20 protein-coding genes are annotated in these 23,179 nt (G+C 46.5%); 11 read left to right on the top strand and 9 right to left on the bottom strand.

What is annotated here, in order from left to right; genetic code table 11:
- The first annotated feature begins 30 nt into the window (after window positions 1-30).
- On the top strand, window positions 31-453 hold the full coding sequence (locus tag MKZ13_RS05795; RefSeq protein WP_237176675.1) for a VOC family protein: 423 nt from the start codon (window positions 31-33) through the stop codon (window positions 451-453).
- 200 nt (window positions 454-653) lie between these two features.
- Here the strand turns inward: MKZ13_RS05795 and MKZ13_RS05790 are convergent, their stop codons facing one another.
- Window positions 654-1,868, bottom strand: a complete 1,215-nt coding sequence (locus tag MKZ13_RS05790; protein ID WP_339185350.1) for an MFS transporter — start codon at window positions 1,866-1,868, stop codon at window positions 654-656.
- Window positions 1,869-2,124: 256 nt separating this feature from the next.
- Here MKZ13_RS05790 and MKZ13_RS05785 point away from each other — a divergent pair, with 256 nt between their 5' ends.
- The 3 genes from MKZ13_RS05785 to MKZ13_RS05775 all read left to right on the top strand — a co-directional run bounded on the left by MKZ13_RS05785 (window position 2,125) and on the right by MKZ13_RS05775 (window position 4,523).
- A complete protein-coding gene (locus MKZ13_RS05785; protein WP_339182543.1) occupies window positions 2,125-2,772 on the top strand; it encodes a peptidylprolyl isomerase in 648 nt (215 codons plus the stop codon).
- A gap of 483 nt (window positions 2,773-3,255) precedes the next feature.
- Window positions 3,256-3,519 carry a YqkE family protein gene (locus MKZ13_RS05780; RefSeq protein WP_036612099.1) on the top strand — a complete coding sequence of 88 codons (264 nt, stop codon included), beginning with the start codon at window positions 3,256-3,258 and terminating at the stop codon, window positions 3,517-3,519.
- A gap of 209 nt (window positions 3,520-3,728) precedes the next feature.
- Complete coding sequence (locus tag MKZ13_RS05775; protein ID WP_076214533.1) at window positions 3,729-4,523, top strand: SDR family NAD(P)-dependent oxidoreductase; 795 nt, start codon at window positions 3,729-3,731, stop codon at window positions 4,521-4,523.
- Between the two features lie 141 nt (window positions 4,524-4,664).
- Here the strand turns inward: MKZ13_RS05775 and MKZ13_RS05770 are convergent, their stop codons facing one another.
- Complete coding sequence (locus MKZ13_RS05770; RefSeq protein ID WP_339182541.1) at window positions 4,665-5,426, bottom strand: TIGR02206 family membrane protein; 762 nt, start codon at window positions 5,424-5,426, stop codon at window positions 4,665-4,667.
- A 457-nt stretch (window positions 5,427-5,883) separates the two neighbouring features.
- Here MKZ13_RS05770 and MKZ13_RS05765 point away from each other — a divergent pair, with 457 nt between their 5' ends.
- Complete coding sequence (locus MKZ13_RS05765; RefSeq protein ID WP_237176680.1) at window positions 5,884-6,858, top strand: ring-cleaving dioxygenase; 975 nt, start codon at window positions 5,884-5,886, stop codon at window positions 6,856-6,858.
- Window positions 6,859-6,944: 86 nt separating this feature from the next.
- Here the strand turns inward: MKZ13_RS05765 and MKZ13_RS05760 are convergent, their stop codons facing one another.
- From MKZ13_RS05760 to MKZ13_RS05750, 3 genes are all read right to left on the bottom strand, one after another.
- The gene (locus tag MKZ13_RS05760; protein WP_339182539.1) at window positions 6,945-7,652 is read right to left on the bottom strand and encodes a hypothetical protein; all 708 of its coding nucleotides are present in this window, start codon (window positions 7,650-7,652) and stop codon (window positions 6,945-6,947) included.
- A gap of 268 nt (window positions 7,653-7,920) precedes the next feature.
- On the bottom strand, window positions 7,921-8,766 hold the full coding sequence (locus MKZ13_RS05755; protein ID WP_339182537.1) for a hypothetical protein: 846 nt from the start codon (window positions 8,764-8,766) through the stop codon (window positions 7,921-7,923).
- 198 nt (window positions 8,767-8,964) lie between these two features.
- Entirely contained in the window at window positions 8,965-10,242 is a 1,278-nt protein-coding gene (locus MKZ13_RS05750) for a methyl-accepting chemotaxis protein (protein ID WP_221819020.1), read from the bottom strand.
- 335 nt (window positions 10,243-10,577) lie between these two features.
- Between MKZ13_RS05750 and MKZ13_RS05745 the strand changes: the two genes are divergently transcribed.
- Window positions 10,578-12,011: an aspartate ammonia-lyase gene (locus MKZ13_RS05745; protein ID WP_221819019.1), complete on the top strand. Its 1,434-nt coding sequence runs from the start codon at window positions 10,578-10,580 to the stop codon at window positions 12,009-12,011.
- Between the two features lie 120 nt (window positions 12,012-12,131).
- On the opposite strand, the gene rpoN is transcribed toward MKZ13_RS05745, so the two are convergent.
- Together rpoN and pruA are read right to left on the bottom strand one after the other, a co-directional pair.
- Window positions 12,132-13,436, bottom strand: coding sequence for an RNA polymerase factor sigma-54 (rpoN, locus tag MKZ13_RS05740; RefSeq protein WP_339182536.1), 1,305 nt, complete (start codon window positions 13,434-13,436; stop codon window positions 12,132-12,134).
- Window positions 13,437-13,564: 128 nt separating this feature from the next.
- Complete coding sequence (pruA, locus tag MKZ13_RS05735) at window positions 13,565-15,112, bottom strand: L-glutamate gamma-semialdehyde dehydrogenase (protein WP_076251309.1); 1,548 nt, start codon at window positions 15,110-15,112, stop codon at window positions 13,565-13,567.
- A 319-nt stretch (window positions 15,113-15,431) separates the two neighbouring features.
- Here pruA and MKZ13_RS05730 point away from each other — a divergent pair, with 319 nt between their 5' ends.
- The 4 genes from MKZ13_RS05730 to MKZ13_RS05715 all read left to right on the top strand — a co-directional run bounded on the left by MKZ13_RS05730 (window position 15,432) and on the right by MKZ13_RS05715 (window position 18,600).
- On the top strand, window positions 15,432-16,355 hold the full coding sequence (locus MKZ13_RS05730; protein ID WP_237176687.1) for a proline dehydrogenase family protein: 924 nt from the start codon (window positions 15,432-15,434) through the stop codon (window positions 16,353-16,355).
- Window positions 16,356-16,529: 174 nt separating this feature from the next.
- Window positions 16,530-17,087: a MarR family transcriptional regulator gene (locus tag MKZ13_RS05725; RefSeq protein ID WP_339182531.1), complete on the top strand. Its 558-nt coding sequence runs from the start codon at window positions 16,530-16,532 to the stop codon at window positions 17,085-17,087.
- A 128-nt stretch (window positions 17,088-17,215) separates the two neighbouring features.
- Window positions 17,216-17,695 (top strand): hypothetical protein, encoded by a 480-nt coding sequence (locus MKZ13_RS05720; RefSeq protein WP_237176689.1) that lies wholly within the window; start codon window positions 17,216-17,218, stop codon window positions 17,693-17,695.
- Between the two features lie 29 nt (window positions 17,696-17,724).
- Window positions 17,725-18,600 carry an SDR family oxidoreductase gene (locus MKZ13_RS05715; RefSeq protein WP_237176690.1) on the top strand — a complete coding sequence of 292 codons (876 nt, stop codon included), beginning with the start codon at window positions 17,725-17,727 and terminating at the stop codon, window positions 18,598-18,600.
- 138 nt (window positions 18,601-18,738) lie between these two features.
- Here the strand turns inward: MKZ13_RS05715 and MKZ13_RS05710 are convergent, their stop codons facing one another.
- Window positions 18,739-18,894: a hypothetical protein gene (locus MKZ13_RS05710; protein WP_339182527.1), complete on the bottom strand. Its 156-nt coding sequence runs from the start codon at window positions 18,892-18,894 to the stop codon at window positions 18,739-18,741.
- A 261-nt stretch (window positions 18,895-19,155) separates the two neighbouring features.
- On the opposite strand from MKZ13_RS05710, the gene MKZ13_RS05705 reads away from it, so the two are divergent.
- A complete protein-coding gene (locus MKZ13_RS05705) occupies window positions 19,156-20,841 on the top strand; it encodes a sigma 54-interacting transcriptional regulator (RefSeq protein ID WP_339182525.1) in 1,686 nt (561 codons plus the stop codon).
- A 47-nt stretch (window positions 20,842-20,888) separates the two neighbouring features.
- On the opposite strand, the gene MKZ13_RS05700 is transcribed toward MKZ13_RS05705, so the two are convergent.
- A complete protein-coding gene (locus MKZ13_RS05700; RefSeq protein WP_339182523.1) occupies window positions 20,889-22,958 on the bottom strand; it encodes a hypothetical protein in 2,070 nt (689 codons plus the stop codon).
- Between the last annotated feature and the right edge of the window lie 221 nt (window positions 22,959-23,179).

The raw sequence follows: 23,179 nt of genomic DNA, 5'->3' as shown, positions 1-23,179 counted from the left end.
AAGTTATTCTAGTTGAAGGAGAATGATTATATGATTCAGTCTATCGTACATATTGCATTGGTTGTGAAAGATTATGATGAAGCAATAGCATTTTATACAAAAAAGTTGAACTTCACATTAGTTGAAGATATATATCAACCGGAACAAGATAAACGCTGGGTAGTGGTTTCTCCCCCTGGCTCTGTTGGTACTACAATCTTACTTGCCAGAGCATCTAAACCAGAGCAAGAGCCATTTATTGGTGACCAAACTGGTGGTCGGGTATTTCTGTTTCTAAACACCGATGACTTTTGGAGAGATTATAATGAGATGGTCTCTAGGGGAATCGAATTTGTTAGAGCCCCCAAAGAACAATCTTATGGAACAGTAGCTGTATTTAAGGATTTATACGGAAATTTGTGGGACCTGCTGGAAATGAATGAGGATCACCCCATCTCCAAACGTGTTAAGTAACCTCCAAGCTTCCAAGATCAGACTGGGATTGACGTGTTATACACTCGGCCTGAAGTCCCTGCTATCTGAATATGTACCAAAGAGAGATGACGACTGTATGATTACAGCGCCATCTCTCTTTGCATTTCTATAGAATTCTTATTTTATTTCTCACACCCTTTTAACTTCAAGGAGATCCGCTTTTAATGCCTGCTTTAGCATCACCGTTTAGGGGAGACCTTACTTGCCACGGGCAGTTTGTGATCCAAGCCTGACCACTTCGCTACAATCGCAGTGATGATCAATGCCACTCCATTAATGATAAAAATCCAGCGAATCGGCAGCCAGCCACCGAGAACACCACCAATGATCGGCCCCGCCATCGTCCCAATTTGGGCAGCGGACTGATTCAAGCTAAATGCTCTTCCCCTGAAACCCGATGCGGTAGCCTGCACAATCATGGCGTTAATCGCTGGATATACAGCTGCAAAGAATAAACCGTACACAAACCGCAATATACCGAATCCGATATACCCTGTTGTGAAGAATTGCAGAAGGTTACCTATAGCTCCGCCAACCAGTCCAATGATCAGCACTTTACCGTATCCAATCCTTGAACCAATCTTGCCCCAGCGCGGTGCCATGATGACTGTTGCTACACCTACCGCGGAGAAAATAATACCCGAGCTAAGTGAGGCACGATCAGGTTGCACACCCATCTCCATCACATAGACCGTCAATAGTGGCTCCAGAATCATGACGGAGAATGTACATATACCCATCATGCCAAGCACTGTCATAAACAAACGATTCGCTCTCGCTTCACGAATGTCATCCATGACGTGGGAACGAGCTTTGTTCCGGTTGAAGTTCTCTTCTTTTACCCAGAAGGTTGCGATGATTGCTGAGACTAACACAACAATAGCCGAAAACAAAAATGCATTCCGGTTCCCATAATAATGACTCACCACGCCACCAATTAACGGTCCAATAATACCACCGGTGGCTCCCGCCGTAGACATAATGCCCAGTGCATACCCTGTCTTCTCTTCCGGTGTATTCGTACCAACCAGGGCAATCGCTGCTGGAACAAACCCTGCAAGCAGACCCTGGAACAATCGAACAACAATCAGTGAATAGGGGTCCTGCACGAAATAATTGATTAAATACAAGACGGCAAGGCTGTATCCCGACCGGATCAGCATGGGCTTGCGTCCGTATTTGTCAGCCAGTGATCCCCAGAACGGAGACACGAGTGCACTCGCGAGAAACGTAATGCCAAATGCCAGTCCTGACCATAACTCCAGGTGATCACGAACCCCCAAGTCAGCACTTAGAAACAGGGGCAGAAATGGGATCGAGATCGAATACGCGGTGCTGCAAAAAAATACACCAATCCACAATATGACCAGATTGCGCTTCCACGAGAAGTTCATATACCCGCACGCCCTTTCCGTTACCGACGCCGGGACTGCCGTGTATTGGAGCGGACTGAACAGACCCGTACGTCCCCGATGCGGAAGCATTTTCCTTATTTTACACCCATCATTCCACGAAGGCCATCCCTTGTTCACCACAAACACATGTATTACATTGCCATCCTGTCCACAAAAACGGTATGATAGTTGGGTAAATATCCAAATATGATTTGGAGAAAATATATAATGCAGAGATGCAAGGAGGAACGTTTTCATGTCTTTAAGGTGGAAAAAAAATACAGTGGTCTCGCTGGTAATCGCGATGCTGCTTATCGTCATTAGTGGTTGTGGACGCCCTTCAAGTGGCGCTACAGAAACACCAGCTCCAGTTGAACCAACGGGTCCCAATCCAGTAGCTACTATTGAAATGGCAGATGGACAGAAGATCGTCATTGAGCTATATCCCGAAATTGCACCCAATACGGTGAACAATTTTATTTCACTAGCGAATCAGGGTTTCTATGATGGCACAATCTTTCACCGTGTTATTCCAGGTTTCATGATTCAGGGCGGAGATCCAGAAGGTAATGGTCGAGGTGGCCCAGGGTATGCCATTAAGGGTGAATTTACATCCAACGGTCACAAAAACCACCTGAATCATACCCGCGGAGTCATTTCCATGGCACGCGGAGATAATTTGGATTCGGCTGGTTCTCAGTTCTTCATCATGTTAGCTGACGCGGATCATTTGGATAATGCCTATGCTTCCTTCGGTAAAGTAACCGAAGGTATGGAAGTTGTTGATAGTATTGCTGCTCAGGAAATAGGTAAAGGTGACAAACCGGTTACCGATCAAGTTATGAAAAAAGTTACGGTAGACACCCACGGTCTGGAGTATCCAGAACCGGTAAAAATGCCTTAATTAATATCCATGCCAAACGGATGATAATCCTTGGGTATGACTTGTAATGAGCTCTAAACAAACAAAAGCTCTGTCCTGTGCGAATGTCGCAAGGCAGAGCTTTATTTATTGATTTTAATGATAACGGTTACATATATGACTTTATAAAAAATGACCTCTTCCGGCATCATCCTCAATACATCCATCCCATCAAACGCAACCAGCCGATAATCGCAATCCATAACGGGCAGCTGAAGGCAACGCCCCATGCAAGCCCTTTCAGTAAACCACGGTTTACTTCCACGAACAACGACTCCTTTCTCCAGGGAATAGTCGCAGTATCGGTAATAGTATATGATTTTATACCCGATTTCATTCGTCACGCAACACTCGTTTTCCTGCTTTTGTTCCGCAGATTCATGGAATGCTTTACGGGAACCTGATATACTATGACTACTGTACGATAAATGGAACCTGATTCATGTTTGGAAAGGAGATTTTCCTATGGCAAAATCCAAAAAACGCACTCCTGCTCCCAAAGCAGCAGTAGCACAGGATAAACCCACAACACTGAAGGATCTGCTTAGCAGTGATGTGCTGGAGAAGCTGAAAGCTCAGGCGGATGAAGCCAAGGCTGCCGAAGCGGCTCTTAAAGAACAGGAACGTCAGCAAGCAGAAGAAGCTCGCCAAGCGGAGCAGAAGCGCCGGGATAACGATTTCGAATATTTGCTCAATAACAGTGCAATGGACTGGAAGAAACATAAGTAAGCATCGGACATGACTTGAATGAGTTTCCCACCATTCACATGCCAAAATAAGTTAACAGCAGACAGATGATGAAGTTGATCTGTTCCAGAACAGGGCCGCGTTGCGGTCCTGTTCTTTTTGATATATACACATATGATTCATCAGTCTTGAGCCGGGTATGTAAAAGTAGAGCGTACAACGACAATCTATACCATACGGAGGGATCAGAGATGACTGAACAGCGTTTGGAAGGCAAAGTCGCAATTGTAACCGGAGGTGGATCGGGTATTGGCCAGGCTACCGCTATTCGTTTCGCCGAGCATGGAGCCAAAGTGTACATGCTGGATCGCACACCCGAAAATGCGGAGGAAACCAAGCAGACGATTGAAAAAGCTGGCGGAGAAGCGTATGTGATCGAATGTGATATCTCCAAACCGGATAATGTGCAGAAGGCGATCAATCAGGCTGCGGCTGAAGCGGGTAAACTGGATATCATATTTGCAAATGCTGGCATCAACGGAACGATGGCCCCGATCGAAACGATGGACATCGAGGACTGGGACCAAACGATGGAGATCAATATGCGCGGAACCTTCGCAACCGTCAAATATGCCATCCCCCATCTGAAAGAACATGGCGGCAGCATCATTATCACCAGTTCCATCAACGGTAACCGGGTCTTCTCAGGGATCGGTTTCTCTGCATACGCTTCCAGCAAAGCGGGACAAACTGCGTTTACGAAGATGGCTGCACTGGAGCTGGCTCGTTATAAAATCCGTGTTAACGCCGTCTGCCCAGGAGCCATCGATACCAACATTGATGATAACACCTACCCGTCGGATGATCTGAAAGAAGTACAGATTCCTGTTGAATTCCCTGAGGGTCACGAACATCCGCTCAAGGGCGAACCTGGAACGTCGAAGCAAGTGGCGAACCTCGTTCTGTTCCTCGCTTCCGATGAAGCCTCTCATGTTACAGGTACACGAATCTATGTGGATGGTGCGGAATCTTTGCTCCGTGGATAAATATAAATATTTAAGTTGGCCCATTCAGGGACAACAACGCCCAAACATCCCGCAAGCGATCTGATCCATTCAGATTACCGCGGGATGTTTTATTTATATAGAGTTTATAATGCGGCGCAGGCGCAACTACAAGGATTATCCCTATACCGCGGAGCTTTTACCTTTTTTCACACGATGCTTCAACCGATCTGGAATGGCAAAGAGCAAAATGTACATCAGCGAGAACAAAACTAGCGCAAGTATCTCTTCTCCAAGGATGTACATGGGATACGGACCTAACATATCAAGCACCGAGGGTGTACTCGGCTTGTGTCTCAAAAACATATAATTCGCGTCAAGCATAATATCTACAACGTATACGATTAATGCTGCCACATTCACAAATATCATCGAACCTGCTACAGATCTCCAGCTAGGTCGCAGCTGTTCCACCCAGGTCATGTATAGTAAGGCCATAATGATAAAGGCATGAGCAACGAAAAATTGAATGAATCGAAAATGAGCATAACCATAACCCAGATTAGGCGTCAGGATCGCCATAAGGGCTCCAGCAATACCTGCAAACAGCAGTGCAGAATGTAACAGTCGACTGCGTGTCAGTAGTAACAACGCCGATAATAGCAGAGACAGACTGCATAGTTCGAGCGGCAGTGACGTCTGCAGGCTCCAAATCCCTCCATACACATACCAGAGTTGCAGCACGATTTCGCAGGCAAGCATGATACAGGCCAGAGCAATTCGCAGTATGCGGCGTGCCCTCTCTGACCATGATCGAAGATGGTGTCGAAGTAAAAACATCAGTACAATACATGCTGTAATTACGCTAATTGAAACGATATGTGAAGTTGAGAACAGCATAAACGGCTCTGCATCATACGGGTCCAGCCATGGTGGGTACGCCATGCATCTCTTCTCTCCTTTACAAAGATTTCACCAACATTATCTCTCTTTAATGTTAACTTTTTCATTTTGCCATTGAATGAAAATGCTGTCCAGTTGGAATTCTAAATAAGCATTGTAATTTAAATATCTTTATGTTAAGATAAATCCAGAACCAAAACAAACTAAAAGTTAGTAACTTTCTTAATAAAGAATAAATTTAAATAAACTCAAAAAATGTTCAACTGAACTTTTACACGATAACGGAGAGGACAGAAATAACCTGAAGAAGCAGAGCTTAAAGCTTTCTGAAAGAAAGCTGCATCGGAAGCATATGCTTCGCCTTTATCCCCGGATTTCCCCTTTCAAAAAGGAATCAAAAAATCTGGGGATAACAGCGATCGGAAGGTTGTTCTGTCATCGAAGTGCCAGTGTAAATGAATCCTTTGTTGAACGTATAACCTAACTAGGAGGAATTATTATGCAAATCAAAGGACTTCACCACGTATCAGCTCTAACAGCACATGCCGATCAGAACTATCGTTTCTACACCAACATCATGGGTTTGCGCCTCATTAAAAAAACGGTCAATCAGGACGACGTGTCCGTCTACCATCTCTTCTATGGCGATGAGAAAGGCAATCCGGGTACCGAACTTACCTTCTTCGAGATTCCGATGGCCGGACAGACTCGTGAAGGTGTAAACAGCATATCTGGAACGTCACTGCGCGTTCCAAGTGATGCGGCACTTACTTACTGGCAGCAGCGTTTTGACGAATTCGAAGTCCCACATGGAGAGATTGTTGAACGGGGTGGTCGTGCCACGCTCTCGTTCACAGACTTTGAAGGACAACGTCTGATTCTGGTCTCGGATGAAAATAATACAGGTGTCGCTGGTGGTAAACCCTGGGATCAGAGCCCTGTGCCTGCCGAGTATGGCGTTGTAGGCCTTGGCCCTATCCATCTTACGGTAAAAGATGCTTCCCTTACCTCTCCGGTTCTTACCGAACTGCTCGGTTTCAGAGCTAAAGGAAGTTACCCTGCCTTTACTCCAGGTCAACCTGATGTACTCGTTTTTGAATCCGGTGAAGGTGGCAGCGGCTCCGAGGTGCATGTTGAGGAACGGAATGACCTTGCCCAAGAGCGTCCTGGACGTGGCAGCGTACACCATGTTGCGTTCCGTGTGGATAATGAGGAAGAACTGAAACAATGGGTGGAACGGGTTCGTAACTTCCAATTCCCTAACTCCGGGTTTGTAGATCGCTTCTACTTCCGCTCCCTATATTTCCGTGAAGCAAACGGTATTCTATTCGAACTTGCAACCGATGGTCCGGGATTTGATACAGACGAAGAATTGGAGCATCTGGGTGAATCGCTTGCTTTGCCTCCATTCCTTGAAGGTCGCCGCGCCGAGATTGAAGCCAATCTCAAACCGCTGGATACCGTCATTCGTTAAACATTAAAAACGATTATCACCATGTGTGTTATGGACTTGATCCAGCAACACCATCGTTGATAATCGTTTTTTTTATTATGTCTATTTTATTTAACCAAATACGATGTTGTAAGAGGTACAAATAGCGATGAACCTGGATCTTCTGAAACAATTTCAACAAACACAGCTTCAGTGCCCGATACATCCACGTCAAGGCTAACCAATCCGCTTCCCGGCGATATACTCAACTTTTTGAGAACCGTATTGTCCTGGTTGATTACCTGTATCTCCTGATTCCCTTGAAGAGCGGCCAGTTCCAGATGCAGGGAAGAATACTTTTTGCCCGTCATGATCTGGAAGTCGTCTCCTTGCTTCACGGAATCTGTATGCAGATATACATCTTTATAATCCTTGCCTTTGTAAGTAGTCTCCGCAGGATCTTTGGTATGCCATGCAGTAGATCCCAACACCGTTGTTCCCAGTGTACTTAGTGTTACTTTATCGTTGGTTACTGGCCCGGTTTCACTTTTTCCACCAATCAGGACGGATGAAGTTGCACTGTCATAAGTGATCTCTGTCCCAAGCAAGGATCCCACAGCACGCACAGGCAAATAAGTCGTTCCGTTGTAAGTGATAGGCAACACTGTTTTACCATTGGCATCTTTGGCTGTCACCGTGGCACCATTCATTTTTAGCGTAATCTTGCTGTTCAGATAGGCTTTAATCTGTTCCAGTCCTGTTGCTGCGAGTGCACCTGTTCCGATTCCAAGCGTTAATGTGCCTACCATCAAACCCAGTACAACCTTTTTCTTCATCAAAATCCCTCCTGAATGTTAAAATGATTTGTCCTTTATACATTTAAACGACTAAAGTGATAAAGTCAATTGTTTCCTGCATTTTTAGTGCACAGTGCCTATTTCCGGGCAGCACAAAACGAGGCTGTATGTCCCGATTTTTTTCAGCCTCGCCCTGTTTCCCACTGTCCGTAAACGGAGTAAGGAAGATATTCTTGTCAGATGTTCACTTAACTCCACACTCGAGAACTTTCAATTCCCGCTGCATTACGATATCAACATGACGCCATTAATCAAAAGTTTCATAATATTCTTCTTCATACACTTCCATACTGTACTTCAAATCTACGGCCTTCCACTCACCATCTTGATACTCATAAGTAAATGTCAGATCACCCGCATATAAAGCTGCACCGTAAGATCCTGCTGCTGATACGACAAGCTGGCCATCTTCTACACTGTAATAGGTTACTCCACCGAATCCCAACTCTTCGTTATATACGCCGCCACTCGTATCTTCCTCGATCCGTAAAGGTTCTGCTTGAACGCCATCAACGGCGACATCAACATCCACACGGTCTGATCTAACCGTAACCTTCGACTTCACATGTTGTTTCGCAATCTCATCCAGAGATTGCATCTTCATCTCTTCCAGCGTTACCGGATTAATGATACGTGCTTGTCCCAAATAAATACCTGTTCCATGACCTTCCGTGTACAGAACAATAATTTCTTTCTGGCCGTCTCCATTCAGATCCAGCTCGTGCACTTCGGGTTTGTAAGACCCACCTTCTCCCTGCCACTCACTAAATTCTCGCGTTTTGCCGTCCACTTCCAAAATCATTCCGTTATATATATAACCTGAACCCTCAACTTTCATAGGATATAATCTGACTTTCTTATTCTCTGGAGCTACCGAAACGTATTCCTCTTTCACGGGAATGGATTCCTGTGTTGTCTTCGCTGTGTCATGCATTTTATCTATATTGGAAGCCTCGACCCCTGCGGTCTGGCTGGATTGATCATCTATGTTAAGCTGTTTTTGCGATTCATTCATGGTTCTGGCAGCCGAAGTTGTACTAATCGTAGCTACCGCCAAAATAATCATCAGCAGGATACCTGTCCAAGTTTTCAATATACTGGGCTCCTTTATCTGTTGTGATAATCCTATTATATCTTCATTTATCGCCTGCAAGTTGCGAATTTGTTAATCTTTCATAAAATAATCTTTACAAATTTTCGTTTTCACGAAAGAACGTTCGGTTTTAACCAGAATAAGCAAATTTCCATGCCAAAACTGTTCTCCAAAAACAAAAAAAATCCCGAACACAGCTTAAGGCTGCATCCGGAATGCTTTGGTTTTGTCCAATAACCGATCGGTTAATTGTCTCAGTTCTTCAGCCGAGGATGAAATCTCCTCCATGATGGCTGTCTCTTCGTGTGCGGCATCCATAATTCGTCTCGCCTCATCCGAGAACGATCCAGCTTTCCCCTGGATCTTCTTCACATGACCGTGCGTTTGCTCCACGCGACCGGTCTGTTCTGCGATCTTGGAACCGATATCATGAGCACCCTTCATAAATACTTCCACTGTGCCTGTCAGCTCATGCAACGTCTGATCCACAGAGATGGTCCGCTCCGATTCATTGACCACGAGACCATGCTGCTCATGAGACAGTTGGGCTGTCTCCCTGATCCGTTGCTGCACACGACTAATCAACTCATTAATACGATGTACCGATTCCTTACTTTCGTCTGCCAGCTTGCGGATCTGCTGCGCCACGACTGCAAATCCAGAACCCTCTTCTCCAGCTCGTGCAGCCTCAATTGAAGCATTCAGGGCAAGTAACCCTGTTTCCTCAGCAATGTTTTTGACAGAATGGGTAATTACCTCGATATCGGAGGCTTCCTTCTCCAGCAACAGCATAATGTCGCGGGAACGATTGTGCGACTCGGCCAGCTCGTCCATCCCTTTCATCAACGATGAAAAAGTCTGTTTGGTATGATCCACCGATCGTTCCATCTGACCGGACATCTCTGTCATGTCCATGGACTGGCTATGCATACGCTGGAAATCGTTCAGCATCTCATCCGCAGTGATCAGAGATTGATGGGAAGTGACCTTCTGCTCCTCTACGCCTACCGCAATATGATCCACCGCATCCGACATCATCTCGATCTGTTCCGCGGCCTGTGTAATCGCTTCACTCAGAGACTGTGCGTTCTGTGAAGTCGTTCTTGTGCTGTCTGCAATATCATTTACAATGCTTCGAAGGTTAGAAACCATTGCGCGAAAAGCATCATATAATACGGTAAGTTCATCCTGCGTGCGTCGCTGCGGAATTTCGGTTGTCAGGTCACCCGCTGAAACCTGCTGTGCAGCCCGGGACAGGTGAACGATTGGACGAGTCAGCCAGCGTGAGGCAAACCATCCCAGAATCCCGTTCCAGCATACTCCCATGATCAGGATAATCGATATGTATACCCAATTCGGAATATCTAACGTAATCCAGTCTTTGACAAAAAATATAAAAAAGCCGCTAGTTCCGTAGGTAATAATCGAAATCAGTACCAGACCGGCGACAGTCTTTGCTCCTAAAGTCCATTTCATGTGCACACCCCGTAGTCCTTTTTTCCTATTTTACCAATCAAGTACCAAATATCATGTGATATACATCACTGAAAACGTTCTATTCCTCCCATACTTGCCGTTCATGCATGACTTCTCTACCATAAAGCGCATAATGTATAAGACAAGCTTGGCCACCCCTCCCTTTCTTAAAAATTGAATAATATCCCAATTCAATATCCCTAATTTTATTTATTATCGGCACAAGAGGACAAATGATTTAGATTGGCATCCATTTTGCTTAAATGATATACTGAGTGCGCTTCAGCAACGCTGAAGCCGAACTATTTTTATTGATGCCACTGGAGGCGAACGAGATGTCTACTATGTCCACACGGACGGAGAAAGATTTTATCGGTGAAAAAGAAATCCCGGCTTATGCTTATTACGGAATTCAGACGGTACGGGCCGTGGAAAACTTCCCGATTACCGGCGTTCCGGTACACCGGGAGCTGATCACGGCTCTGGCTGCGGTGAAGAAGGCAGCAGCGATTACCAACATGGAGTTGAAAATGCTGCCGAGCAAGATTGGCGATGTGATCGTCATGGCGGCTGAAGAAATGATGAAAGGCCATCATTTGGATCATTTTATTGTAGACTCCATTCAGGGTGGTGCAGGCACCTCCATGAATATGAATATGAACGAAATTTTGGCCAACCGCGGGCTGGAACTGTTAACGAAAAGCAAGGGAGACTACTTCCATTGCAATCCAAATAATCATGTGAACATGTCCCAGTCTACTAATGACGTGGTTCCTACAGCACTGCGCATTGCGGCGTACCAACTGTCGGAGACGTTACTCGCTACCATGAAAAGACTACAGGATGCATTCCGTAAAAAAGAACTGGAATTCAACGATGTGGTCAAGGTTGGCCGTACCCATCTTCAGGATGCCGTACCTATTCGCCTTGGACAAGAATTCGGAGCTTATGCCCGTGTAATCGGACGGGATATTGAGCGTCTTGAATTCGCCAATCGCCGCTTGCTTACCATTAACATGGGTGCAACTGCCGTAGGTACAGGACTTAATGCCAAACCCGAATACATCGTCAAGGTTACAGAGCACCTGTCTGATGTTACCGGACTTCCACTACAAACAGCTGAGGATCTCGTGGATGCAACGCAGAACACAGATGCCTATCTGGAACTTTCAGCAGCGCTGAAGGTATGTGCGGTTAGCCTTTCCAAAATCTGTAATGATATTCGCATGATGGCTTCAGGTCCGCGTGCAGGATTCAATGAATTGCGCCTGCCACCACGTCAGCCAGGTTCGTCCATTATGCCGGGCAAAGTTAACCCCGTTATGGCGGAAGTCATTAACCAGGTATCCTTCCAGGTGATGGGGAACGACCATACAATCTGTATGGCGTGTGAAGCCGGCCAATTCGAGCTGAATGTCATGGGACCAGTTATTGCATTTAACTTGCTGCAATCGCTGAAAATTATGAATAACGGCATCGATGTTTTCACGCGTTATGCAGTTGAAGAGATGGAAGCTAACCGTGAGCGCTGTGAATTAATCATGAACCAAAGTTTCAGTGTGGTTACGGCGTTGAACCCGCATTTAGGTTATAATGTGGCAGCTTCCATCGTGAAGGAAGCGCTCAAGACTGGGCTTTCCTTGCAAGAGATTATTCTGGAACGCGGATTGCTGACACCGGAAGAACTGGAAGAGATTCTTCATCCGGAACAGATGACTACACCAGGGATTGCCGGAGAACACTTCCTGCGTAATATGGAACGATTGTAGGTATCAGGAAATTGGTACAGCAACCCAAACACGAATGATTAACAAGAACCCCCGCAGACCGTTCATCCGGTTTGCGGGGGTTCTTGTGTATTCAGAGATGATAAGACGCGAGCTACTCAATTAAGCCCAACGTTTACGCTCAAGGGAAGGCAGAATCTGAAGTTCCTCCCTGTACTTGGCAACCGTTCTGCGGGAGATGACAATCCCTTCCTCGGCGAGCAGTGTAGCCAAACGACTATCCGAGTATGGACGCTGAGTTTGTTCCGTGCGAATGATTTCTTTTAATCTGCGTTTTACCACTGATGCTGATGTTTTATCCCCTGACGTTGTACTGATTCCCGAGGCAAAAAAAGCCCTGAGTTCATATACCCCATGTGGGGTCTCAATGTATTTACCGTTCACCGCACGACTTACCGTTGATTCATGCATGCCAATCTTCTCTGCAATAACAGCCAGATTAAGTGGTTTTAGTGCGGATGGGCCTTTGACCAAAAAATGCCTTTGCTCTTCCATCACTGCCGCCAGCACACGCACTAAAGTCCTGCGCCGCAAGCGTACACTCCGAATGATAGCCCTCGCCTCTGCCACGCGGGTAGACCAGATTGCGTCCGGAGCCTCTTCCCTGATCCAGTGGAAGCACGCATAATTCATCGATACACGAGGGTTACCTGCTGCATGCAGGTTAAAATGGGCCTCACCGTAACGCAATCCGACAATGGCATCCGGAATAATGTAATGTGGCCGTTCTGTACATCCGATGGATCGACAGGGCTTGGGATCGAGACGTGTAATATAGTCATAGGCAGTCTGAGCTTCCTGCGAAGTCATGCCTAATCGACTCCCTGTTCTACCTGGGTGAAAAGGAACCAGCGCTTCCAATCCGGCTTCCACCATACGTTCAGCGTACTGAACAGCCAATGGATCGCGTCTGATCTGAAGCAATAGACATTCTTGCAGATTCCGCGCCCCCACACCAGCAGGGTCCAGCGACTGGAGAAGCTCCAGTCCCGCTGCAATCTTGCTCATCGGAAGCTCAAGTGTTGCTTGCACCTCTGCCAGTTCAACCGTTAGATAACCATCGTCATTAACACACCCTGCCAAATATACGGCCATATTTTCCAATTCGTCTGGAATTGTCATTACTCGAATTTGCGCAATCAGCAATTGTTCCAGAGTAGGTTCGGCACCTTTGGCCTGAAGCAACGGATCATAGGAATCATACCTGCGCTGATCCATTCGCCGCGGAATCCGGGCGAGGGGCGCAGCTTGTTCTTCCAGTTCAAGTACTGGATTCTCCTCCGCCGCATCCAGCAAGTAACGGGTCAGATCCTGGCCAGACATGGTTAACAAATGAAAGGATTGTTTCATCTCCGGCGTGATGGACAGCCGAATACGTTGTTCCTGTACCAACTGAACACCTAACATCCGTTACCCTCCTTATGCCTTCGGCAATAAGCATCTGTGTTTCTTATACGAACAAAAGGATTTGCAGGGATAATAGCATACTATTCAAATGAATGTAAGAAGTTTTTAGTCGGATCATGGGATTCTGACTAGTATTTCTCCGACACCAGCTTCGCCTGGGTAAACAACAGCAGATAGTCTCTTCCACCTGCCTTGGAATCCGTGCCTGACATGTTAAATCCGCCAAATGGATGTGTGCCTACCAGTGCTCCGGTACATTTCCGGTTGAAATACAGATTACCCGCAAAGTATTCGCGTCTTGCCTGTTCCAGATGTTCACGATTACGTGAGATCACCGCGCCGGTCAGACCATAGTCCGTATTATTGGCGATATCCAAAGCATCCTGGAAAGATTCGGCTTTGATGAACGCAAGCACAGGTCCAAAAATCTCATCCTGAGCAATTCGGGCTTTTGGGTCAACATCGGCAATGATGGTTGGTTCAATGAAATAACCTTCAACGTTCCCTGTACCGCCACCGTGCACAAGACGCCCCTCACCCTTGCCGATTTCAATATATTCCGTGATCTTTGCATATGCCTTGTCATCGATAACGGGCCCAACCTGACTGCCAACTTCAAGTGGACTGCCCATCGTCAGTTTCTGTGTCCGTTCAATCACTTTTTGCAATACTTCATCATATACATCCTTATGAATAATGGCACGGGAACACGCCGAACATTTCTGTCCTGAGAAACCAAATGCCGAAGCGGTAATGGACTCTGCCGCGAGTTCCAGATCACTGTCGCTGTCTACTACGATGGAATCCTTGCCGCCCATTTCTGCAATAACCCGTTTGATCCACTTCTGACCTGGAGCTGTACGTGCTGCACGTTCATTAATTCGCAGTCCTACATCTCTGGAACCGGTGAAACTGATAAACCGGGTGAGCGCATGATCCACGAGATAATCGCCCACTTCGCTGCCTGGTCCTGGTAAAAAGTTCACGACGCCATCCGGCAGACCAACTTCTGCGAGCAGCTCCATAAACTTCGCGGCAATCACCGGAGTTGTACTTGCGGGCTTTAACACCACCGTGTTGCCGGATACCAGTGCAGCAGAGGTCATGCCTGCCATAATTGCCAGCGGGAAGTTCCAAGGCGGAATAACAACACCCACACCCAGCGGTATATAACTCAGTTCATTATCTTCTCCTGCAATCCGCACGAGGGGCTGCGGTTCACTCAGTCGCTGCATATCCCGTGCATAGAATTCCATAAAATCAATGGCTTCCGCTGTATCCGCATCTGCTTCAGGCCAAGTCTTGCCAGCTTCATAGACCATCCATGCAGAGAATTCATGCTTGCGACGACGCATAATGGCAGCTGCTTTGTATAGATAACGAGCCCGTTCATTCGGGTCAGTATGTTTCCATGTGTGGAATGTCTCCGCCGCTGTCTGAATGGCCTTTTCGGCCAATTCCTGATCTGCCTGATGGATCGTTCCGACCACTTGATTCTTGGCTGCGGGGTTCACGGAAGTTAACGTGCGGCTGCTTGTTATTTTTTGCCCACCAATAATGATCGGGTATTCCTGCCCAAGTTCAGCTTCTACCTGACGAAGTGCGTCTTCAAATGCTTCCTGGTTCGCCTGGACTGCAAAGGGTGTGAATGGTTCGTTAACAAAAGGGATATTCATCAATGATTCCTCCTTCAGGATGTGGGATTCGCTGGCTGCTCGCCTGAATTATGTTGCATGTTACTCATCACCAAATATATGTAGCAAAATCCGTGCCAACTCCGGTTGGGACTGAAATATTTTTCTCGTTAAATTTAACTAAAGAAAATTCACAAGGGTCACTCCGATGACAGAATAACCTTCCGATCGCTGTTATCCCCAGATTTTTCGATTCCTTTTTATAAAGTTAAAATTTCCATGAAAAATAGTAGACCATCGCCAAATCTGGCACGTTTCTTGCTTGAATTAAGGATGCACAATGCTGAAGGAGGAAACGAAAATGAGTGTGGGAACGGAAATATATCGTAAAACCTTATTAACCGTGGCAGGCAATAAAGCTGTAGAGAACCTGTCCATTAAATATGGTAAGAAGCTGGCAGGCAAGTTTATTGCAGGAAACACCTTGGAAGAAGCGCTCGAAGAGATCCGCATACTCAATAATAAAGGCATTATGGCTACGCTCGATCATCTGGGCGAAGGCATCACCCGCCTGAGCGAAGCGGCATTGTACAGGGATGAGTATGTACGACTGGTAGAAGGCATTGCACGTGAAGGCGCAGACTCCAACGTCTCGCTGAAACCAACCCAGATGGGCCTCGCACTTGACCCGGAAGAGGGTTATCAAAACATCCGTACCGTTGCCGCACAAGCCAAATTGCATGATCTATTTGTCCGAATTGATATGGAGGATAGTCCATTTACTCAAGCAACGCTGGATATTGTGCGAAGACTGCACTCGGAAGGACTGCATAATACTGGCACAGTATTGCAAGCCTACCTGCATCGAACCGAAGAAGATACACGTGATATGATTCGGGAAGGCATTCGACTTCGTCTGGTTAAAGGTGCTTACAAAGAACCCGGATCAGTCGCCTATCAGAGTACTTCTGAAGTCATCCATCAATTCAAAACGATGATTCGTAATCACCTCGATCAGGGTGTGTACACTGCGGTTGCCTCGCATGATGATCACATCATTAACTGGACGAAACAATACGCCAAGGATCGGGGAATCTCGCAGGATGCCTTTGAATTCCAGATGTTATATGGTCTGCGCATGAGCGAACAGGAACGTCTCGCCAAAGAAGGCTATCGCATTCGCTGTTACGTTCCTTATGGCACCATGTGGTATCCGTACTATACCCGCCGTTTGGCCGAAAAACCGGCTAATCTCTGGATGGTCGTTAAGAATATGTTCCGATAGTTAGTTTCCAGCTGGATCAATATATATATGAAAAACAGCAAAAATAAAACCATGCTGCCTCTTTCTTTCTGGGCACATGGTTTTTTCTGTGCGAACACTTTACGAGAACATCCAACTTGACGAATGGTCTAAACAAAAGTTGACAACTATATAGTTAGGTGCCATACTATATTCATGGACAATCAAAACAAATCAACAACTAATATGTACCTCATCCCTTCGTTAGTACAAACGAAGCGTCAGGTTGATCGCTATCAATTGGACGTGGATGCACAAGCCGTGCTTGTCGCATCCAGACTGATGGTAGCAGGAGCCAAACTTGGGCATGCTGCGGAAATCCATTTCTCCAGATTTGGTTTATCGACAGGACGATATCGTCTGTTGGCAGATCTTGAAGATCACGAAGGAGAAGAACTGCCCTCCCAACTGGCGGAAAATCTGGGTGTAACCCGTGCTACCGTAACTGGTCTAATCGAGATTTTAGAACGCGACGGACTGGTTGCTCGTCGGACGAGTTCTGTTGATGGTCGTCAGAAGTCAGTCATTTTGACCGCCAAAGGTGCGAAGAAGCTAACGGATATGGCTGCGGAACATTTTGCCAGACTGGAAGCGATGGTCGGATTACTTACGATCGAGGAAAGGAGTGTGTTTCTCAACCTGCTGGGGCGTGTAACACAAGGTATTACTGCACTTACAGATGAGTCACACGACTTCTCCGAACCAAAATCCTAGGAGCATAACGAAGAAAGGTGAACCGGGCTAGTTCAACTAGCCCATTTTCATCCCCATATAGTTAGGTTCCTAATTACTTATAGATGAAAGCAAATCAGTGATTTCTAAACAAAAAAAGGAGTAGTGATATGGTTAACCTTAATGACCCCATTCATTCCGAGGAAGCTTATCCAAACCGAGCCGCTAATCCTCCCCCAAAACCTTTTGTGCTGTGGCGTGAATTAATCCCGGCCTACTTGTCTCCTGCCATCATGGCAAGCATCGGGGGAATCGTTACCGCTGATAAAGTCCTTCAGTTACGAGCTTTAACAACGATTGGAGGGGCGTCTCTGCTTATGGCTCTATGGGCCGGACTCTGGCTTCGTAACCGTAGGAACCGCACACGGTGGGTGGCGAAAGCACCCCGAATCATTGTCGTGGGCTGCTTGGCACTTGCAGGCGCAGGGTTTGGCTTGGTGGCGGCGTGGGGGATTTCTAATGTATTGCAGATCGTAAACCCGAGTTCTTCATGGACTTGGTTGGATCATATTGGGTTCGATTTTCCATTGTCCGGTGCAATAGCTTGTACGATCATGACATGGCGCTGGCGAGCTTACATTACCAAATAAACAAGTTCATTATAAGGAGAGATTAAAACATGATTACTATTATTGGAGCGACGGGCATGATTGGAAATGCACTTTTGAGACGTTTGATGGAAAGAGGTATTCCCGTTCGGGCAGTAAGTAGAAAGCCGGATAAGCTTCGTCAACAAATGGCGGACTTGGCGTTGTCCGGGATTGAAATCTGTGCTGCCGATGCAAATGATTCCGAATCCATGCGCAGAGCTTTGGCGGGTACCAGTCAACTATTTCTAGCGTTATCCAACAACCCTAAACAAGTGGAACTAGAGACATCCATTATTCAGATGGCTGCACAAGAGGGAGTCAAGCATGTCGTCAAAATATCCAGCCCAGCATATGACGAACGTTCACCAGTAAATGTAGCAGGCTGGCATGAACAAATTGAGCAAGCACTAGTTAAATCCGGGATGACATATACAATGCTGCGGCCCTATGCTTTTATGCAAAATCTGCTCCGACTCGCACCAACCATTACAACCCAAGATGTATTCTTCGGCTGCATTGGAGATTCCCCGTGCAACTTCATTGATTGCCGAGACATCGCAGATATTGCCACAGAAGTGCTGACCAAAGACAAACCAGTGAACCGCATCTATACGCTGACGGGTTCCGAAGCATTCACTTATGCACAGATTGCAGATAAAATGTCCACCCTGTTCAATCGGCCGATCGGATTCCTCAACCTCAGACCCGAGGAGCTTCGAACGGATCTGATCGAACATGGACAGATGCCTCCTTGGCTTGCAGACCACGTTGTGGAAATTCAGACGATGTCTACCGTTGTACCAGAGAAGCCGACGGATACCGTTCAACGCTTGCTTGGCAGAGCGCCGCGCTCACTTGATGCATTCCTGAGAGAGCATCGAGATGCATTTAAACCAAGGCTTTAAACCAAGTTATACAATAACGAAAAGTCATAAAGAATTATGGACAAACAACTATGAGATCTACAGGAATCATAGGCGATAATAATGTTTTTAATGAGAACCACAATTTTAAATGTCTATTTTTCTGGACACACCCATTTATTATTCAAAAGTTAACCACTTAAATTGTAGCATTAGGATAGAGGCATTCGCATTGATCTGTGTTCCGCCTGCCAGGGTCTGCAGATCAACTGCCGATGCACTGGAATGATTCCGTAATGTCAGTACATCACTTGATGCAGCAGTGATAATGATCATTCCTGGATTGGGCAACGATGAAAAACACCGCGTAGTCCCCAGCATTACAAAAACAACATTAACCACGATTTCCGATTGCCTTATGTATGATTCATGTCAAAAAATCTATACACACTTCACTTTGAAAGCTATACTATGGATAACTATCTCACTCAAATATTTCCATCTACTCCGACCATAAGAGTTCCTTGTAACAGGTACAGTTCTGAAAGTTATGCCCAAACTGAGGTGATACCGATGAAACATTTACTTCCAGATTTAATGTCTCTATTGCGCACGGATATGGGTACTCTGGATACAGTCCTCCCCACACCCTGTATCCCTTCATCGACATCGCTGGTAGATGCCATCTCCTTATTCGACACATCTTCTTATCTGTTCATTCAGGATGAAGGACCCGTAATGGGATATATCGTGGTATCCGATGTCCTGCATGCCATGATGCATGCGCATCGCCTAATAGAAGCTTATTTTGAGACCACACTGGAGACAGCGGGTTCAGCTCTGACATTAATTAATGAAGATGCCAAGGTGGCCTACTGGACAACTGGCGCGGAGCATGTTTTTTCGATCAGCAAAAATGATATTATCGGACAGCCTGCGGCAGACTTTTTTCCGCCTGACCGACTTCAGTCTCTCAAGACGTTGTATACCGGCGAAACGGTCTATCGCAAACAGCATCAGCCACGGCCCGACCTGTTCGCCCTGATTAATGCTCGTCCTGTCCAACTGGATGGACATATTGTGGGTGCAGTTGCTGCCGAAGTGGATATAACAACTGAAATTCGATTACATCAGGAACTATTACATATGACATCCAAAGTTCAACATCTGGAAAAAGCCGTTGCCAGACTGCGTCCTGACACAGATCCCTTTGCTCGCATCAAAGGCAGCAGCCCAGTGATTCACCAGTGTTTGGAGACCATTCGCAAGATCAGCACCACCTCAGCAACCGTACTTATTCTCGGGGAGAGTGGCACAGGTAAGGAGTTATTCGCCAAAGCCATTCATGATCTTCGTGAATTGCAGACGGCACCGTTCATCGCGATTAACTGCGGGGCAATTCCCGCTTCCTTGTTCGAAAGTGAATTATTCGGCTACGAGAAAGGCGCATTCTCCGGAGCGGATCCCAAAGGCAAAAAGGGCAAGATCGAGCTTGCCGAAGGGGGTACCCTTTTTCTGGATGAGATCGGTGAGATGCCATTGGAATTACAAGTGAAACTGCTTCGGGTGTTGCAGGAGAAGAGTTACTTTCCTGTGGGGGGAACGCGAATGAAACAGGCCGACTGCCGGATTATCGCTGCGACCAATCAGAATCTACGGAGTATGATTGCCCGCAATCAATTCCGAGAAGATCTCTACTATCGGCTTAATGTCATTAACCTTGTCATCCCTCCTCTGCGTGTGCGCAAGGAAGATTTATATGAGTTAACCCAAACGTTCCTTCAAGAATTCTCATTACTCTATAACCGTCATATTGAGTTGGTTCCACCCGAAGTATTCAAATTGCTGTTCCAATATGATTGGCCAGGCAATGTACGTGAATTACGAAATGTGATCGAACGCCTGACCATTCTGACGACAGATGGTGAGGTGAAGCAGGAATACCTGCCTGATACCCTCACTTCCCTCACCACGCAAGAACAGTCCGAAGTTCAACTGACATCCGGAATTCATTCATATGCCAACAACGAAAATCAGCAACGTCAGGATTCGGCGGGAGCAGAACCAGAACCTCGATCCATTGCAAATGTGGACGAATTAGATCCCTCGAATGATTCCGAACTTGTCTCGGGTGTTACCTACCAGCAAAAATTGGACACCTATGAGGCGCAACTTCTAATTCAATATCTGAAAGCAGCAGGTGGCAACAAACGAACACTCGCCAAGCAACTTGGCATCTCCAGGGCAACGCTCTATAACCGCATGAAGAGGCTTGGTCTATGACCAGCCTCTTCTTGTCGTTATTATCGGTATGATAAACGAATAGAACCCTATAAAATCCGCGCCAAGCGAGTCAGCGCTGTTCTGAGATGGCGATAGAATGTCGCCCGACTCATGGAACACGTCTGGGCTGCGGCAGTTGGATTGCCAGCATGCGTCCAGTAGGCCGCGTATAACAGCATCTGATCCTGTGGAGATAAGCCGTGTACCCTGCCTTCCAACAGATCCATGACATACAGCTGTAACTGGATTCCATCCTTTACTCCTCTAACCCTGTCAGCATATTCATGCAATTCTCCCGGGGAACGAAGATCCCCCAACATCTTGCGAACATCCTGTTCAGTCCAGATAACACCATCCACTTCTGTTGTTTCCGGCTGTATACGATCTTCTGTTGATTTCGGATCAAGCAGAGACATGACCCACTCTCCGAATTGCCCGCTACGCAAATCCAAATCAAGTATGTCCGCCCGGTCCTCGAATCTGTCACAGACACGAGTGCGGGTTCTTCGCATCTGGAATCCAATACTTTGCAAAAATAGTTTCAGGTGAGGATTCGTTGCAACGAGCATCGCTCGTGCACCATCACCCAGTAGAGATAGTCGATCCAGTGCCATGTATCCCACCAGTTCTTCTCGTGTATAACCAGGCACATCATCTCTTGCCGCAGCCAGCAATGCAAAGTGAGTATCACTCTGATCGGGGTCATTCTCAAGCTCCTGTAGAGTGAAGCATTCATGCATCTCATTCGGAAAATATTTCAAAAGCAGCTCACTACTACCCCTATGTACAAGTACCGTGATGAACATGGCGATTGTCTCCCCAAGCTTGTCACGCATCAATACGATTCCTTCAGGATAACGGTATGCCAACTCATCCAGGAAGGGACCATAGGACACAGCCTGCCATGGTTCCACGCTGTACTCGCACCATTGCTGTAACAAGCTGTGCAGAGCGGGCAGATCCTCTTTTCTCATCGTCTCAAGAGGGGAGAACAGGGAATCACGAGACACGTCTGCGTACTTGCGGTGTTGAAGCATCGATTCCTGACAGAGCAGCAGCATCTTTCGGGCGATTTGACGACGCTCATGAGCCCCTGCGTGTTCATGTAGCGGTTTCAGCAGCTTCGCAATCTTGATACGCAATGTCTGCAACCGATGTGGCTCACGCTGTCGAAAATCCCGTAGCAGATGCACCCTTGCCATGTCATGCAGTCCAAGACCATCCGGACCGGAACGGATAAACGACATCTGTCTCAGCATGTGGTAGTCTTCTTGCGTCACAGTCATGTCCAGGACAGATGATAACAATTCCTGATTGGCTGTCTCAATCAGTGTCAGTACCTCCACCATGGGATGTAGACGGGAATTCGTCAGTTCCAATAATAATCGTGCACTGATCATATGTGACAAATCAGCCCATTCGGACTGTGGAAGATTCCTCCTCTGATCCGCAGCTTCTACAGCAAGGGCCAGCCCCAGCGGATGTCCATCGGTCATTCGCGTAATGGTACCTGCCATCCCCTGATCCAGAAAGCCTGCCAACGTGATATATTCCGTAATCTCATCCACTGTGAAATGTTGAAGCCGCATCTGTATAAACCTCTGATGTAATCGGGGATGTGTCCGCCAGGTGGACGCCAGTTCCGGGCGTGATGCAAGAATGACAAGTATCCCTCTTAACGGAAGTTTGGATACAAAGACTTCCATGAACCAGCTTTCTAACAGAGCAAGCTCTTCATAATTATCCACGGCCAGGACCAATCTCTTCTCGATTGATGTGTCTCTCAGCAGACTCAATGGTCGTGGGTATCCTTCACTATCCATTGTTTCCAAGCCTAATGTAGAGGACAAATAATCCATAAAAACGGAAGGAGTTGCTCCACATGATCGACCATCCATCCATATTGCCGTCGCACCTCGATCCCGAGAGACAGATAACATCTCTGAAAGCAAGGAAGATTTACCAATGCCTCCCATGCCCGTAATTGAAAATATGGTTAATGGGGCTTCCGGATGATTGAACCACCGCTCCAGTGTCGTCAGTTCCTTGGTTCGACCAATGAAACGTTTGCCATCCTCAACATATTTGTCGTATTTCGCCTCACTACTGTTTCCCATATATGTCCTCCGTACTAGATACTGGTACTTTTAATATACTTTTTTCTCTCACAAAATTGAGACTATATTGAGACGCGCAATTGCATGTGAAGTGATAGAATCTTGTTAAAAGCCAATTTAATGGAAATATTCAAAACAGCGGACATGGAAACGTATAACAAGGTATACATAAACGCCTCCGCATTATTTCTTATCATAATGGATCATTCCGCCGATCAAAC

The sequence above is a fragment of the Paenibacillus sp. FSL R5-0701 genome (genome assembly GCF_037973995.1).
GTDB lineage: Bacteria > Bacillota > Bacilli > Paenibacillales > Paenibacillaceae > Paenibacillus.
Note: the sequence above shows the minus strand (reverse complement) of the source record. Positions and strands in the feature narration are given on the sequence as shown.